Here is a 14,951-nt window from a genome sequence, read left to right as displayed (position 1 = left end):
CGCGCTGACCAAGGGGTGACCACAACACGCGTATCCCCCACCACATCCGGGTGTACGTACGCACGGGCATACTGGGCCCTTCTCCCCCGCTCGGCCAACAAAGAGGTGTGTGAACTAGACGTGTGCGGCCTGCTTGGACTGATCTGTTCGACCGAAGCCGACGCGGCAGGCGCCCGTGAAGCGGTCGACGCCGCCATGCGCTGCCAGCGGCACCGCGGCCCCGACGAGCACGACACCTGGGCCGACGCCGAGGTGGTCTACGGCTTCAACCGGCTGGCCTTCATCGACGTCGACCACTCCCACCAGCCGCTGATCTGGGGCCCGCCGGAGGCTCCCGAGCGCTACACGCTGAACTTCAACGGCGAGATCTACAACTACCGCGAACTGCGTGACGAACTGGCCGCCGAGCACGGTGCGAAATTCACCACAGAGGGCGACGGCGAGGCGATCGTCGCGGCGTACCACTACCTCGGCGACGACGCGGTGAAGAAGCTGCGCGGCATGTTCGCCTTCATGATCTGGGACTCCCAGGAGAAGGTCGTCTTCGGCGCGCGCGACCCGTTCGGCATCAAGCCGCTGTTCTACTCCGCAGGCCCCGGCAAGGTCGCCTTCTCGAGTGAGAAGAAGAGCTTGCTGGAGCTCTCGAGTGTGCTCGGCGTCGAGGACAAGTTGGACCGGACGGCCCTGCAGCACTATCTGGTGCTGCAGTACGTGCCGGAGCCCGAGTCGCTGCACACCGGGATCCGCCGCGTCGAGTCCGGCACGTCGTTCCGGGTGGTCCCCGGCGGCGACGTCGAATTCACCCGCTACTTCCACCCGCAGTTCACCGCGAAGCCGGTCAACGGACAGGCCGAGGCGGAAGAACTGTACGAGCGCATCGCCGACGTGATGCGTGACTCTGTCGGCAAGCACATGATCTCCGACCCGGACGTCACGGTCGGCGCGTTCCTCTCCGGCGGCATCGACTCCACGGCGACCGCGACGCTGGCCAAGGAGCACAACCCGAACCTGATCGCGTTCACCACCGGTTTCGAGCGCGAGGGCTACTCCGAGGTCGACGTCGCCGCGGAATCGGCCGCCGCGATCGGGGTGAAGCACGTGATCCGCACGGTGTCGGCGGACGAGATGATGGAGGCGCTGCCGCTCATCGTCTGGTACCTCGACGACCCGGTGGCGGACCCGGCACTGGTGCCGCTGTGGTTCATCGCCCGCGAAGCACGTAAGCACGTCAAGGCGGTGCTGTCCGGCGAAGGCGCCGACGAGCTGTTCTGCGGTTACACGATCTACAACGAGCCGATCTCGCTGGCGCCGTTCGAGAAGATCCCCGGCGGGATGCGGAAGATCATCGGCAAGGTCTCCACGAAGATCCCCGAGGGCACCCGCGGCAAGGACCTCCTTCGGCGCGGGGCGCTGCCGCTGGAAGACCGCTACTACGGCAACGCCCGCAACTTCCGCGACGACCAGCTCCGCAAGGTGCTGCGCACGTACGAGGAAGGTGTCGGCTTCAAGGACGTCACCGCTCCTTGGTACAAGATCTCCGAGGACTGGGACCCGGTCGCGCGGATGCAGCACGTCGACCTCTACACCTGGCTGCGCGGCGACATCCTGGTCAAGGCCGACAAGGTGACCATGGCGAACTCGCTGGAACTGCGCGTGCCGTTCCTCGACGCCGAGGTGTTCAAGGTCGCCGCGACCATCCCGCTCGACCAGAAGCTCGCGCACGGCACCACGAAGTACGCGCTGCGCCAGGCGCTGGCGAAGATCATCCCGGCGCACGTGCTGAACCGGCGCAAGCTCGGCTTCCCGGTGCCGATCCGGCACTGGCTGCGCAACGAGATGTACGACTGGGCCAAGGGCATCATCTCGGACTCGCAGACCGACGCGCTGCTCGACAAGAAGGCCGTCCTGGCCCTGCTCGACGAGCACAAGGCCGGTCAGCTCGACCGCAGCCGTCAGCTGTGGGCGCTGCTGGTGTTCATGCTGTGGCACGGCATCTTCGTCGAGAACCGCATCAAGCCCGAGGTGCCGGAACCCGTTTACCCGGTGAAGCTCTAGTCAGCGTCCGGTAAGTCTGTTCGATGGCTTCGTGATCCAGACTTGCCGGACACAGCCTAGTCACGACTCGCCCTGACCGGACGCCGCTGAAGGGGCCCTTCACCGCATCTCACGCGGTCAAGGGCCCCTTCGCTGCATTACATGAGGGGAAAGTCCCCTTCAGCTCACTCCGGCAGGATCGCCGCGATCTGCTCGGCGGACTCCGGACCGAAGGCTTCCTTGAGACGGCCCAGGACGTCAGCGCGATCGAAGGCCCACTCCTGCGTCCCCACGGTTTCCAGCACCAGCACGGCGATCAGCGAACCCAGTTGCGCCGCGCGCTCCAGGCTGAGCCCGCCGTCGATACCGGCGATGAACCCGGCGCGGAAGCCGTCGCCGACGCCGGTCGGGTCGACCTTGCCGCGCTCCGGGACCGCACCGACCTGCAGCGCGAGGCCGTCCTTGCCGATGATCTCGACGCCCTTCTCCCCGAGCGTCGTGATCCGCATGCCGACGCGGTCGAGGACGTCGGCCTCGGTCCAGCCGGTCTTCTGGAGCAGCAGTTCCCATTCGTAGTCGTTGCTGAACAGGTACTTCGCGCCCTCGACGAAGTCGCGCACCTGCGCGCCGTCCATCCTCGCCAGCTGCTGTGAGGGATCGACGGCGAAGGTGTAGCCGCGCTGGCGGCACTCCTCGGCGTGGCGGACCATGCCTTCGGGGTCGTCCGGGCTGATCAGCACGAGCGACAGCTCACCGGCGTGCGCGGCGACCGGCTCGAGTTCGATGTTGCGGGATTCGGCCATCGCACCGGCGTAGAAGGTGGCGATCTGGCAGAGGTCCTCATCGGTGGTGCAGACGAAGCGGGCGGTGTGCGCGACCTCGGAGACCAGCACGCCCGTGGTGTCGACGCCGTGCCGCTCGAGCCACGAGCGGTAGTCGGCGAAGTCGGCGCCCACCGCGCCGACCAGGATCGGGTGCTTGCCGAGCACGCCGAGGCCGAAGGCGATGTTCGCGCCGATCCCGCCCCGCCGGACGACGAGGTCGTCGGCCAGGAAGCTCAGGGACACGCGGTGCAGCTGCTCGGCGACGAGCTGCTCGGCGAACCTGCCTGGGAAGTGCATGAGGTGGTCGGTTGCGATACTGCCGGATACTACGATCCTGGCGCTGTCTGCCACCGGTTCTCCTTGATCGGTCGGCCTCGCCGAAAACGAGGACGGCTAAGTTACCCGCAGGTCATGCCCCATATGGGTTGCTTCAGGCACGGCCATGAACACTACCGGTTAGTAGTGGTGTCCTAGTCGAACGTGAGTCATTAACTTGTCGTTCGTGACCACTTCCGCGTATGACCTCGAACCGGACTCGATCGGCGAACTCATCGCCGACTGCGCCGGCATCCCGTCGTCCCTCCAGGCCGAGAATCTGCCACTGCCCCGGCAGATCGCTCCGCCCTGGACCGTGGACGAGCGGTGCCTCGCCCAGGTCGCCGATCTGGACGCCTACGTTTGATCTCGCTTCGGGCATGAAAAAGGGCCGCGACCTCGGGGAGGTTCGCGGCCCTTTTTCATGCCCGAAGCGGGTCAGTGGAAGCTGTCGCCGCAGGCGCAGCTGCCGGTCGCGTCCGGGTTGTCGATCGTGAAGCCCTGCTTCTCGATCGAGTCGACGAAGTCGATCACGGCGCGCGAAACGTACGGCGCGCTCATCCGGTCGACGGCCACGCGGAGCCCGTCGAAGTCCCGGAACAGGTCGCCGTCGAGCGTGCGCTCGTCGAAGAACAGCTGGTAACGCAGGCCGGCGCACCCACCGGGCTGGACGGCGATGCGCAGGTGCATGTCGTCACGGCCCTCCTGCTCGAGCAGGGCTTTCGCCTTGACGGCGGCGGCATCGGTCAACGTGACGCCGTGGGTCTCCTCGGCGGCTTCGGCCTGAGCTGCGGCTGCCTGCTCAGCGGTCGTCATGGTTCTCCCTCTGGTCGAACTCGCTGCGGGTACTCGTCTTGGTCCTTGGTCCAACACGGCGGAGTCCCGATCTGTTCCCCTCCATGGTGACATATCGCTCGGCCTGGTGCGTGGCACCGTGACGCCCGCGACTACCCTGGTGAGGTGAGGTTCCTGCGCCGTAGCACCACAGACTCCGCCACGACCGACACCGACACCCTCGACAACGAGGCCGTCGAGGTCCAGGCCAAGGCGTATACGCCCGGAAAGGGCAAGGCCACGCCCAAGCGGCGTGAGGCCGAGGCCAAGCGCCGCGGCCCGGTGGCGCCCCCGCCGACCACCATGCGCGAGGCGATGAAGCGCAACAAGGAACTCCGCAAGTCCGCGAAGTCCGACCCGGAGTACAAGGCGAAGCAGCGCAACGCCGCCAAGGAACGCCGCGAGAAGATGATGGCTGGCGACGACAAGTACCTGCTGCCGCGTGACCGCGGCCCGGTCAAGGCGTACGTCCGCGACCTGGTCGACTCGCGGCGCAACCTGCTCGGTCTCTTCATGCCGCTCGCGATCCTGGTGTTCGTCGCCCTGCTGGTGCCGTACCCGGACGTGCAGCGCTACGCGACGCTGCTGTGCACCGTGATGCTGCTCGGCATGATCGTCGAAGGCGTGCTCAGCGGACGCCGGATCTCGAAGATGGTCCGGCTGAAGTTCCCGAACGAGACGGTCAAGGGCACTTCGATCGGCTGGTACTCCTTCATCCGCGCGAGCCAGATCCGCAAACTGCGCGTCCCCAAGCCGCGGGTCAAGCCCGGCGACAAGGTCTGAGCAGGCGAAACCCAGGTCGTTAGCGTGGCTAACGGACTGGGGTAGAGTCGCGCCCATGGAGTTTCGACGACTAGGCCGCAGCGGCCTCAATGTCAGTGAGATCTCGTACGGCAACTGGCTCACCCACGGGTCCCAGGTGGAAGAAGACCAGGCCCAGGCCTGCATCAAGGCCGCGCTCGACGTCGGCATCACCACCTTCGACACCGCGGACGTCTACGCGAACACGGCCGCCGAATCGGTGCTCGGCCGCGGGCTCCAGGGCCTGCGCCGCGAAAGCCTGGAGATCTTCACCAAGGTCTACTGGCCGACCGGCCCCAAGGGGCCCAACGACCAGGGGCTGGGCCGGAAGCACATCATCGAGTCGGCGAACGCTTCACTGAAGCGGCTCGGCACCGACTACGTCGACCTCTACCAGGCGCACCGGTTCGACCGGACCGTCCCGCTCGAAGAGACCTTCCTCGCCTTCGCCGACCTCGTCCGCCAGGGCAAGGCGCTCTACATCGGCGTCTCGGAGTGGACCGCCGAGCAGATCACCCAGGGCGCGGCGATCGCCCGCGAGCTGAAGGTGCCGCTCGTCTCGAACCAGCCGCAGTACAACGCGCTGTGGCGGGTCATCGAGGCGCAGGTCGTCCCGGCGTCCGAGCGTGAAGGCCTCAGCCAGATCGTCTGGTCGCCGATCGCACAGGGCGTGCTCACCGGCAAGTACAAGCCCGGTCAGCCGCTGCCCGAGGGCTCCCGCGCGACCGACGAGAAGGGCGGCGCCAACATGGTCGCCCGCTTCCTCAACGACGACGTCCTCGAGCGCGTCCAGCGGCTCCAGCCGATCGCGGACAAGGCGGGCCTGACGCTGGCCCAGCTGTCCGTGGCCTGGGTGCTGCAGAACCCGAACGTCGCCTCGGCGATCATCGGCGCTTCGCGGCCGGAGCAGGTGCACGAGAACGTGAAGGCGGCCGGTGTGAAGCTGGACGCGGACCTGCTCGCCGCGATAGACGAGGCCCTCGACGGCGTCACCGAGACCGACCCCACCCTCACCCGCAGCCCCTGATCCACTGCAACTAGTCGACTAAACGCGGACACCTTTCCCGCATTTAGTCGACTAGTTGCCCGAGGTTGTCTTGCGTCTAATCCCCGTGCACACGGGACTGGTACGCGATCTGACCGTCTAGGTCGAGTGCGTCCCCCGGCGCGCGAAGCGGGTCGATTCCCAAGCCTCGCAACAACCTGCTCGCGCCGGCGACCCGGTCACCCGTCTGGCCGTCGAGCCGCTCCGGCCGGTGACCCCGCTGGATCAGCAGGCCCTCGACGTCGTCGATCAACCGGTACGGGTCGTAGACCTGCTGTTCAGGCATGGCCACCGCCGGGAACCCAGGTGTTCCCAGTGATCCTCTCGTAGACCTCGGTGTAGCGCCTGCGGGTCGCTTCGACGATCTCGTCCGGGATCGCGGGGCCGGGCGGCGTCTTGTCCCAGCCGGTGCTCGCGGACCAGTCGCGGACGAACTGCTTGTCGAACGCGTGCTGCGTGCGGCCGGGCCGCCAGTCGTCGGCAGGCCAGAAACGCGAGGAGTCCGATGTGAGAACCTCGTCCCCGAGGGTCAGCACACCGTCGGCGTCGAACCCGAATTCGATCTTGGTGTCGGCGATGATGATGCCGTTCTTCGCCGCGTGCTCCGCGCCCTTGGTATAGACCTCGAGCGTCAGGTCGCGGATGCGATCCGCGGTCTCCTTGCCGATGTCGTTCACGACGTCGGCGAAGGTCATGAACTCGTCGTGGCCGGTGTCGGAGATCTTCGTGGTCGGCGTGAAGATCGGCTCGGGCAGCTTGTCGGCTTCGATGAGACCGGCGGGCAGTTCGACACCCGACACCTTGCCGTCGCGCTGGTACTCGCGCATTCCGAGCCCGGTGAGGTAACCACGCGCGATGCACTCGACCTGGATCATCTTCAGCGGCTTGCACCGCGTGGCGCGGCCGGCGAATTCGACGGGCACGTCGGTCGTGGAGAGCACGTGGTTCGGCACCACGCCGGCCATCTTTTCGAACCACCAGGCGGAAAGCTGGTTCAGCAGCGCGCCCTTGTCCGGGATCGGGGTCGGCAGCGAGACGTCGTAGACCGAAACACGATCCGACGCGACGAGCAGAATGTCGCCGTCGACCTCGTAAAGGTCCCGTACCTTACCCGCGTGAATGTGCTTCATGCCCCGTCCTCGATGTTGTATTCGTAGAAAATCCACTGATTCGGCAACGCCGCGGATTCGCCGTACTCGAGCACGTCGCCCTCCGCGGACAGGAACCTGTTGCGGCTCAACAAGATCGCCGAACCCTCGGCCACTCCGAGTTCTGCCGCGTCCTCGGCACCCGCCAGCCCCGCGGCGTGCTGAGAATGAGTCGACGTCAGAACCCGGCCTGTCCGGTCCGCCACATATTTGACCGTGCCTTCGACTATCCGCACCGGTTCGAACAGCAACGGTGCCTTCGCCGCGATCGCGCCGTCGAACCACGAGACTGACGTCGACACCGGACGGTCTTCGCCCGCGTACGTGGTCCGCCGCCGCCGGATCGCGGGAGCGCCTTCATCGATTCCGAGCGCACCCGCCACCCGCTCCGGTGCCGGGACGAGCCCGGCCGCACGGATTTTCGCGTAGTGGCCCGGTGGATAGACCTTGCCGGTTCGCGCGATCGAGGTCGTCCGATCGTGCGCGGAGCGGTGCAGCGATCTGGTCTGCACCACTGTCCCGACGCCGCGGACCGCACGGACCAGACCTTCGGCCCGAAGCGTGGAGAGCACCTTCATCGCCGTCGCCATCGCGACGTTCCAGTTTCTGGCGATCTCACGCGCGGACGGGACCGCGTCACCTTCCTTGAGCCTGCCCGAAACGATGTCGTCGCGAATGTTTCCCGCGATCTGGAGATACGGCGGTTCAGGTCGGTCGACGGCGGGCAAGGTGACTCCTCACAAGGTCGCGCGGTGCGCACAAGCGTTCTAGCACACCAATGGGCGAGCACCAAGGATCCTGCTCACACCCCATTATTACGTACTAGTACACATTCTGGACGGTGCTCTAGTACACCTGTTACTCTCCGCAGAGTTCCCAAAACCCGTTGGGGGGCTCGATGAACCATCTGAGCATCGACGAACTGCTCGAGGAGCTTCGAAGACGCCGGTGGGTTGTCTACATCTTCGGTCCCCGGGAGGAACCGGAGGTCTGTGCCGCGGTGTTCCAGTGGGACACCTGCGCCGACGTCCTCGTCCTCCGCGGTGAGGAACGGGCGACCGCCTTCCGGGTCACGACCCTCCCCGACACGGACGTCTTCCGCCCGGCGCTCGTCTCCTGGCAGTACCACTCGACGGCCGCCTGGACGCTGCGCGCGGTGCTCACCATCCCGCCACCCGGCGACGCCGCCGCGCCGATCCAGTTGCTGCAACCACATCCGGACTGCGTGATCCCGATGGAAGCGCGCCAGCCGGTCACCATCCTGCCCGCCAACGGGACCAAGGCCGACCAGGGAGATCCCTAACCTCGGCCGATCACCTGCTCGGCGACAACGAGGTCGTGCGGGTAGGTGATCTTGAGGTTCTCCGCGCTGCCTGGAACCCACCGCACCGGCAGCGCGGAGAACCTTTCCATGCACGAAGACGTGTCCGTGCCGACGAAACCTTCGCGCTCGGCCGTTTCGTACGCCTCCAGCAACGGAGCGGCGCGGAAACCCTGCGGCGTCTGCACCCGGATCGCGCCGGGCAGCGCGCCGGAAACGCTGTCGCCGTCCACGCGCACGATGTCGTCGGCCGCGACCCCTGGCACCGCTCCCCCGTACCGCCGCGTGTCGGCGAGGACGTCCGCGATCAGTTCCGGGGTGACGAGCGGACGGGCCGCGTCGTGCAGCAGCACCGCGTCGATCTCGCCGTCCTCGATGCGGGAAGTCAAGCGGCGCAAGGCGTTCAGCTCCGAACCCTGGCGCGTCGCGCCGCCGTGGACGAGTTCGACCTCACCCGGATGCGAGGCGAGCACCTCTTCGGCGAGTTCGGTGTCCTGCGGCCGGATGACCAGCACGAGCACGTCGACACCGGGCACGCGGGCGAAGGCGTCGAGCGACCACGCGACGACGCGCCTGCCCGCGACCGGCAAGTAGACCTTGTTGAGCTTGGCGCCGACCCGGGTACCCGCTCCGCTCGCGAGCACCACCCCGGCGGCCTTCGTCTGAGCCACAGGCAACTCTGGCACAGTCGGGTCGGTAGGTTGGGCGCGGCCACCAAAGCGATCCGAAGGGCAAGGCGTTGGACGACGAAATCCTCGAGTTCGCCGAAGCAGAACAGCCTGATGAACACGCACGCTCGGCGGCGATCGCCCTGCACTCGAAACTGATCAAACCCGCGGGGTCACTGGGCAGGCTCGAAGAACTGGGCGTGTGGGTCGCGGCCTGCCAGGGCCAGTCCCCGCCGCGCCCGTTCACGCGGCCGCGGGTCGTGGTGTTCGCCGGAGACCACGGCGTCGCCGCGAAGGGCGTCTCGGCGTACCCGGCCGAGGTCACCGCGCAACTCGTCGGCAGCATGCTGACCGGCAGCGCCGCCATCAACGTGCTCGCGGCCTCGGCGGGCGCGAGCGTGCGCGTCGTCGACATGGCCGTCGACAGCGACGCTCCGGCGACGCGGTCGATCGGCGAGTTCAAGGTACGGCGCGGGTCCGGTTCGATCGACGTCGAGGACGCGCTGACCGACGACGAGGCGCGTGCCGCCGTGCGCGCGGGGCGCGCGATCGCCGACGCCGAGGTCGACGGCGGGGCCGACCTGCTCATCGCGGGCGACCTCGGGATCGGGAACAGCACCCCCGCCTCGGTGCTGGTCGCGGCATTGACCGGCAGCGAACCGGTGGCCGTCGTCGGCCGCGGTTCGGGGATCGACGACAACGCCTGGATGCGCAAGGCCGCTGTGGTCCGTGACGCGCTGCGGCGGGCGAGGACCGTGCTCGCCGACCCGGTCGCGCTGCTGCGTACCGCCGCCGGCGCCGACATCGCCGCGATGGCGGGATTCCTCGCGCAGGCCTCACTCCGGAAGACGCCGGTGATCCTGGACGGCCTGGTCGCCGGGGCGGCCGCGCTGGTCGCCGAGGAACTCGTCCCCGGCGCGCGGCAGTGGTGGGCCGCGGGCCAGCGTGGCGGCGAACCCGCGCACGCGCTGGCGCTGGAGCACCTCGACCTGGACCCGATCCTGGATCTGGATGTGCGCCTCGGTGAGGGGACGGGCGCGGTGGCGGCGCTGCCGCTGGTGTTCATGGCGACGCGCGTGCTCGCGGAGATGGCGACGCACGAGCAGGCCGGGGTGAGCGGGCCGCTGATCGAGGCCCCGGCTTCCTGAGGCTGTTCGGGCCCCGCCTGCCGCAAGTAGTCCTCTAGTTGCGGTTGGCTCGGGTGCCCCGACGTGTGATGAACGGGACTTTCATGGCGAATTTTGCACTGAAAGTCCCGTTCATCACACGCGCGTCAGCCTGACCATGGGAGCGATGCCGAGCACAGGGCTCAGCCCAGCGGGTACATCCAGCCTTCCGGAGCGGGCCGGGTGCCCTCCTGAATCCCGGTCAGCGCGCCGCGCAGCTTCATCGTCAGCTCACCGGGCTGCCCGCCCGCGACGGAGAACTCGCCGCCCGCGTGCTTCACGTGCCCGACCGGCGTGATGACCGCCGCGGTCCCGCAGGCGAACACCTCGGTCAGCTCGCCCGAAGCCGCCGCCTTCTCCCACTCGTCGGTGGAGATGCGCCGCTCCTCGACCTGGTGTCCGAACGACTTCGCCAGCTCCAGCAGCGACTTGCGGGTCACGCCCGGCAGCAGCGAACCGGTCAGTTCCGGGGTCACGACGCGGGCCTCGTCACCGGAGCCGAAGACGAAGAACAGGTTCATCCCGCCCATCTCCTCGACCCAGCGCCGCTCGACGGCGTCGAGCCACACGACCTGGTCGCAGCCCTTCTCGACGGCCTGCGCCTGCGCCACGAACGACGCCGCGTAGTTGCCGGCGCACTTCGCCTCGCCGGTGCCACCGGGGACCGCGCGCACATACTCGGTCGAGAGCCACACACTCACCGGCTTCACGCCGCCGGAGAAGTACGAGCCGGCGGGCGAGCCGATCAGCGCGTAGAGGTACTCGTTCGCGGGCCGGTTGACGCCGAGCCCGGCTTCGGTGGAGATCATGAAGGGCCGCAGGTACAGCGACTCGCCGGGCTTCGTCGGGATCCAGCGCGAGTCGACCGCGATGAGCTCGCGGATCGAGTCGAGGAACACCTCCACCGGCAGCTGCGGCATGGCCAGCCGCTCGGCCGAGTTCCGGAACCGGATCGCGTTCGCGTCGGGTCGGAACGCGGCGAACGTCCCGTCCGGCTGGCGGTACGCTTTGAGGCCTTCGAAGATCGCCTGACCGTAGTGCAGCACGGAGGTCGCCGGGTCGAGCGTCAAGGGCGCGTACGGCCCGACGGTCGCGTCGTGCCAGCCCTGCTCGGCGCTCCATTTCACGGTCACCATGTGGTCGGTGAAGTGCAGCCCGAAACCGGGTGCGGCCAATACGTCCGCGACGCGTTCCGGGCTCGCGGGGCTCGGGTGCGGGAGGTGGGTGAACTGCGTCGAGGTCGTCATGCCTAAGACGATAACGCTTGGTCGGACCCACGTTAGTCGGACGTCCGCATATCTTCACCTCCCGCGATCTGTCTGTCTGGACGACCACGCGGTGGCGCGCGCCCCTAAGATGGGCGGCGTGACGTTAAACCCGATGCAGCCCGCCCACCCGGCCAAGTCGGCCACCCCCGGCGCGGGGCCCGACATCAAGACGTTCGCGACGGCGGTGCTGCTGACCTTCGGCACCGGCGTACTGATGATGGACGGCTGGGCCCTGCTGGACAGCGGGTTCGGCGCGTTCCTCGGTCTGGTCGCCGGCGGTTTCGGCATCTACTGGTGGCGAAGCATCCAAGGCAAGGTGTTCCCGCGTGAGCTGTCCACCAAGTCGGTGGTCATCCTCGCGGTGATCAACATCGCGCTGACGTTGCTGCTGCTGCTCCTCGTGAGCTAGAGCAGCCCTCCCGGCAACCCCGGGGCAGGCCAGCCCGGATCCGGCCGGAAGTCGGTCCACGTCCCGTCGAAGGGGAACCGCCCGGCGTCCGCGAGTGCCCCGATCCGTTCACCCTCGGCGCGCAGCCGCTCGAGCTGCCCTGCCGTGATGCGGCCGGCGAGGACGGCCTCTTCGGCCTCGTCCTCGTCCTTCCACTGCCAGCGTCCGCCGGGCTCGACGGCGACGTCGAGGATGCCGTCGATCCGGTCCGGTCCGGACGCCGTGCGCCCCAGCGGCACCTCGAGGTTGACGTACCAGTTCATGAAGTGGCCGTCGGCGTCGAAGAACCACCAGACCGACGACCATTCGTCGTCGGCGATCCGGCGCAGCGTCGAGGTGTCGCGCCAGAGGTCGGGCACGCGCACCCGCGGCACCCGGAACCGCTCCGCGAGCGGCGCCTCACGGAAGAGCCGCCCGTCGGCGAGCCTGCTGCCGACGATCGGGGTGTCCGCGGGAAGCCAGCCGAGCAGCACGGTGCCGTCGTCGGCGATGACGCGCAGCGGGTGATGCTGGCCGATCGAGCCGTCCGGTCGCAGGAACCGTTCGACGACCGTGTCACCCGGGGTCCAGAAGGGATCACGCACGCCTTGCACGGTACCGACGGGCGCGGACCCGCAGTACCAGTTCGGCGAGCGTTCCCACTCCCGCGAGCCCGAGGGCCACGACCGGCCCAGCGAACCCGGCGGCGACGGCCACGATCAGTCCACAAGCGAGTGTCGCCTTCGGACGTTCCGGGGAAAGCCGCTCCCTGCCTTCGGTGAAGGCGTCCACCGCGACCGGCACGGTCGCCACGGCGACCACCACGGACAGCACCGGCACCAGCGAGACGGCGTCCGCCGCGGCGAGGAGTTCGCGGAACGACGTCGCCGAAAGACCCAGCCGGATCGGCCCCAGCTGGTAGAGGGCGACGGCGATGATCGCCACCGCCACGGCGCCCGCCGCGGCGGCGCGGCCCGCGCCGGGACGACGGGGCAGCAGGAACGGCAGCAGTACCAGCACGGCGAGGCCGAGACCGGGAACGGGCGGCGGGTCCGGCGCGATGAACTGCGCCAAGGGCGGGATGCCGACGCAGATCGCGATCAGGGACGCGGCCGCGGCCAGCAGCAGGCCGGTGACCCAGCGGGCGGCGTAGTCACCGAGGCGGACCCCGGCCAGGTCGGCGACGGCGACCACGACGGCGAACACCGCGGCGGCGACTCCCGGCGCGGACGGGAAGAGATACTGCCCGAACGTCGTCGCGAAGACCAAGACCAGACCCGACTTCGAAACGGAGCCCGCGATCCGCTCGAGTCGGGTGTCCCCCACCGGCGGCAGCAGTGCCTCCGCCGCGACGGCGAGCACGGCCGCGACCACGGCGGCGAGAAGTACCCAATAGTCCGCTCCGGAGGTGCCCACTGCGAGCGCGATGAGCAGGCCGCCAGCCAGCCGCACGCCGTCTCCCTTCCTCCTGCACCGAGTGACCCCGTCGGCCCCACTGTTACCCCAGGTCCCACTGTCATTAGCATGGCTCACGATCCAACCGGGCGGCCGCCCGGTACCACCGCGAACGCGCGAGGAGCCAGAAGTGACCGTGCCGAAGCTTGCCCTGACCGAGAACGCCGAAGCGGCGCTTGCCAAGACGCGCGCCGACGTCGTCGTCATCGGCACCCTGCAGGGCGAGGACGGTTTGGCGCTCGCCGCCGGCTCCTCCGTTGCCGACGCCGCCTTCGACGGCAAGCTCGCCGACGTCCTCGGCACTCTCGGCGCGTCCGGCAAGGCCGACGAGGTGGTCAAGGTCCCGACGCTGGGCAAGCTGTCCGCCGGTGTCGTGCTGGCCGTCGGCCTCGGCAAGGCCGGCGCGGACGGCGTCACCGCCGAGCAGGTCCGCCGGGGCGCCGGTGCCGCCGCGCGGGCGCTGAGCGGGACCGAGCGCGCGTTCGTCACGCTGTCGGCGATCGACCTGCAGGCCGCCGTCGAGGGCACCGCGCTCGGCGCGTACTCCTTCACCGAGTACCGCTCCGAGAAGGGCGACGGCCCGGTCGCCAAGGTGGACTTCGTGAGCCCCGAAGAAGGCACCGCCAAGGACCACAAGGCGACACTGAAGGCCGCCACCCTGATCGCGGAGTCGGTGATCATCGCCCGCGACCTGATCAACACCCCGCCGAACGACCTGTTCCCGGCCTCCTTCGCCGACCGCGCGAAGACCCTGGCCGAGGCCAACAACCTCGAGTTCGAGGTCCTCGACGAGAAAGCGCTCAAGCGCAAGGGCTTCGGCGGCATCCTCGGCGTCGGCGGCGGTTCCTCGCGCCAGCCGCGCCTGCTGCGTCTCGCCTACAAGCCGGCGAAGGCGTCGAGGAAGGTCGCGCTGGTCGGCAAGGGCATCACCTTCGACTCGGGCGGCATCTCGATCAAACCCGCCGCGAACATGGACCACATGACCTCGGACATGTCGGGCGCGGCCGCCGTGCTCGCCTCCGTGGTGCTGGCCGCGAAGCTGAAGTACCCGCTCGAGGTCGTCGCGCACATCCCGCTGGCGGAGAACCTGCCCTCGTCCACCGCTTACCGGCCGGGTGACGTGCTCAGCATGTACGGCGGCAAGACCGTCGAGGTGCTCAACACCGACGCCGAAGGCCGCCTCGTGCTGGCCGACGCGATCGTGCGCGCGGGCGAGGAGAACCCCGACTACCTGATCGAGACCTCGACGCTGACCGGCGCGCAGGTCGTCGCGCTGGGCAACCGCACCGCGGGTGTCATGGGCTCGGACGAGTTCCGTGACCGGGTCGCTTCGATCGCGCAGGCGACCGGTGAGGGCGGCTGGGCCATGCCGCTGCCGGAGGAACTGCGCGCCGACCTCGACTCGCGCCTGGCCGACCTGGCCAACGTCACCGGTCACCGCTGGGGCGGCATGCTCGCCGCGGGCGTCTTCCTGCGCGAGTTCGTCGCCGACGGACTGCCCTGGGCGCATATCGACATCGCGGGCCCGTCGTTCAACACCGCCGGGGTATGGGGTTACACCGGCAAGGGTGGCACCGGTGTCCCGGTCCGCACCATCGCCGCGGTCCTCGCGGACATCGCCGCCAACGGCTGACGGTCACTTTCG

Annotated in this window: 17 protein-coding genes; 8 read left to right on the top strand and 9 right to left on the bottom strand. The window is 68.6% G+C overall.

Annotation, left to right across the window (positions count from 1 at the left end):
• Positions 1 to 120 precede the first annotated feature (120 nt).
• Positions 121 to 2,055 carry an asparagine synthase (glutamine-hydrolyzing) gene (gene asnB / locus ACM6LU_RS13485; protein ID WP_414938007.1) on the top strand — a complete coding sequence of 645 codons (1,935 nt, stop codon included), beginning with the start codon at positions 121 to 123 and terminating at the stop codon, positions 2,053 to 2,055.
• Between the two features lie 164 nt (positions 2,056 to 2,219).
• On the opposite strand, the gene ACM6LU_RS13480 is transcribed toward asnB, so the two are convergent.
• The gene (locus ACM6LU_RS13480) at positions 2,220 to 3,209 is read right to left on the bottom strand and encodes a carbohydrate kinase family protein (protein WP_414938006.1); all 990 of its coding nucleotides are present in this window, start codon (positions 3,207 to 3,209) and stop codon (positions 2,220 to 2,222) included.
• A gap of 142 nt (positions 3,210 to 3,351) precedes the next feature.
• Here ACM6LU_RS13480 and ACM6LU_RS13475 point away from each other — a divergent pair, with 142 nt between their 5' ends.
• Complete coding sequence (locus ACM6LU_RS13475; protein ID WP_414938005.1) at positions 3,352 to 3,540, top strand: hypothetical protein; 189 nt, start codon at positions 3,352 to 3,354, stop codon at positions 3,538 to 3,540.
• Positions 3,541 to 3,611: 71 nt separating this feature from the next.
• On the opposite strand, the gene ACM6LU_RS13470 is transcribed toward ACM6LU_RS13475, so the two are convergent.
• Entirely contained in the window at positions 3,612 to 3,989 is a 378-nt protein-coding gene (locus tag ACM6LU_RS13470) for a HesB/IscA family protein (protein WP_414938004.1), read from the bottom strand.
• A 144-nt stretch (positions 3,990 to 4,133) separates the two neighbouring features.
• Between ACM6LU_RS13470 and ACM6LU_RS13465 the strand changes: the two genes are divergently transcribed.
• Complete coding sequence (locus tag ACM6LU_RS13465) at positions 4,134 to 4,790, top strand: DUF3043 domain-containing protein (RefSeq protein ID WP_414938003.1); 657 nt, start codon at positions 4,134 to 4,136, stop codon at positions 4,788 to 4,790.
• 55 nt (positions 4,791 to 4,845) lie between these two features.
• Positions 4,846 to 5,835, top strand: coding sequence for an aldo/keto reductase family protein (locus tag ACM6LU_RS13460; protein ID WP_414938002.1), 990 nt, complete (start codon positions 4,846 to 4,848; stop codon positions 5,833 to 5,835).
• 76 nt (positions 5,836 to 5,911) lie between these two features.
• Here ACM6LU_RS13460 and ACM6LU_RS13455 read toward each other — a convergent pair whose 3' ends face one another.
• The 3 genes from ACM6LU_RS13455 to ACM6LU_RS13445 are packed head-to-tail and all read right to left on the bottom strand — an operon-like array spanning position 5,912 to position 7,729.
• On the bottom strand, positions 5,912 to 6,139 hold the full coding sequence (locus ACM6LU_RS13455) for a hypothetical protein (protein WP_414938001.1): 228 nt from the start codon (positions 6,137 to 6,139) through the stop codon (positions 5,912 to 5,914).
• Complete coding sequence (locus ACM6LU_RS13450) at positions 6,132 to 6,983, bottom strand: phosphoribosylaminoimidazolesuccinocarboxamide synthase (RefSeq protein ID WP_414938000.1); 852 nt, start codon at positions 6,981 to 6,983, stop codon at positions 6,132 to 6,134. Before ACM6LU_RS13450 ends, ACM6LU_RS13455 begins: the two co-directional genes overlap by 8 nt.
• The gene (locus tag ACM6LU_RS13445; protein ID WP_414937999.1) at positions 6,980 to 7,729 is read right to left on the bottom strand and encodes a GntR family transcriptional regulator; all 750 of its coding nucleotides are present in this window, start codon (positions 7,727 to 7,729) and stop codon (positions 6,980 to 6,982) included. The genes ACM6LU_RS13450 and ACM6LU_RS13445 overlap by 4 nt, the downstream gene beginning before the upstream one ends.
• 170 nt (positions 7,730 to 7,899) lie before the next feature.
• Here ACM6LU_RS13445 and ACM6LU_RS13440 point away from each other — a divergent pair, with 170 nt between their 5' ends.
• A complete protein-coding gene (locus ACM6LU_RS13440; RefSeq protein WP_414937998.1) occupies positions 7,900 to 8,304 on the top strand; it encodes a hypothetical protein in 405 nt (134 codons plus the stop codon).
• Here the strand turns inward: ACM6LU_RS13440 and ACM6LU_RS13435 are convergent.
• Positions 8,301 to 8,969 (bottom strand): IspD/TarI family cytidylyltransferase, encoded by a 669-nt coding sequence (locus ACM6LU_RS13435; RefSeq protein ID WP_414938557.1) that lies wholly within the window; start codon positions 8,967 to 8,969, stop codon positions 8,301 to 8,303. The two genes, ACM6LU_RS13440 and ACM6LU_RS13435, sit on opposite strands and share 4 nt — an antisense overlap.
• A gap of 92 nt (positions 8,970 to 9,061) precedes the next feature.
• On the opposite strand from ACM6LU_RS13435, the gene cobT reads away from it, so the two are divergent.
• Complete coding sequence (gene cobT / locus ACM6LU_RS13430) at positions 9,062 to 10,138, top strand: nicotinate-nucleotide--dimethylbenzimidazole phosphoribosyltransferase (RefSeq protein ID WP_414937997.1); 1,077 nt, start codon at positions 9,062 to 9,064, stop codon at positions 10,136 to 10,138.
• Positions 10,139 to 10,299: 161 nt separating this feature from the next.
• Here cobT and ACM6LU_RS13425 read toward each other — a convergent pair whose 3' ends face one another.
• A complete protein-coding gene (locus ACM6LU_RS13425; RefSeq protein WP_414937996.1) occupies positions 10,300 to 11,403 on the bottom strand; it encodes a branched-chain amino acid aminotransferase in 1,104 nt (367 codons plus the stop codon).
• Between the two features lie 118 nt (positions 11,404 to 11,521).
• On the opposite strand from ACM6LU_RS13425, the gene ACM6LU_RS13420 reads away from it, so the two are divergent.
• On the top strand, positions 11,522 to 11,833 hold the full coding sequence (locus ACM6LU_RS13420; protein ID WP_414937995.1) for a hypothetical protein: 312 nt from the start codon (positions 11,522 to 11,524) through the stop codon (positions 11,831 to 11,833).
• Here ACM6LU_RS13420 and ACM6LU_RS13415 read toward each other — a convergent pair.
• Together ACM6LU_RS13415 and ACM6LU_RS13410 are read right to left on the bottom strand one after the other, a co-directional pair.
• Positions 11,830 to 12,456 (bottom strand): DUF402 domain-containing protein, encoded by a 627-nt coding sequence (locus tag ACM6LU_RS13415; RefSeq protein WP_414937994.1) that lies wholly within the window; start codon positions 12,454 to 12,456, stop codon positions 11,830 to 11,832. The genes ACM6LU_RS13420 and ACM6LU_RS13415 overlap by 4 nt on opposite strands.
• The gene (locus ACM6LU_RS13410; RefSeq protein ID WP_414937993.1) at positions 12,449 to 13,303 is read right to left on the bottom strand and encodes a hypothetical protein; all 855 of its coding nucleotides are present in this window, start codon (positions 13,301 to 13,303) and stop codon (positions 12,449 to 12,451) included. Before ACM6LU_RS13410 ends, ACM6LU_RS13415 begins: the two co-directional genes overlap by 8 nt.
• Before the next feature lie 133 nt (positions 13,304 to 13,436).
• On the opposite strand from ACM6LU_RS13410, the gene ACM6LU_RS13405 reads away from it, so the two are divergent.
• Positions 13,437 to 14,939: a leucyl aminopeptidase gene (locus ACM6LU_RS13405; RefSeq protein ID WP_414937992.1), complete on the top strand. Its 1,503-nt coding sequence runs from the start codon at positions 13,437 to 13,439 to the stop codon at positions 14,937 to 14,939.
• The last annotated feature ends 12 nt before the right edge of the window (positions 14,940 to 14,951 follow it).

It is taken from the genome of Amycolatopsis sp. cmx-11-51 (assembly GCF_047608665.1).
Classification (GTDB): Bacteria; Actinomycetota; Actinomycetes; order Mycobacteriales; family Pseudonocardiaceae; genus Amycolatopsis.
The sequence above is the reverse complement of the archived record's forward strand: the minus strand, read 5'-3'. Positions and strand labels throughout refer to the sequence as shown.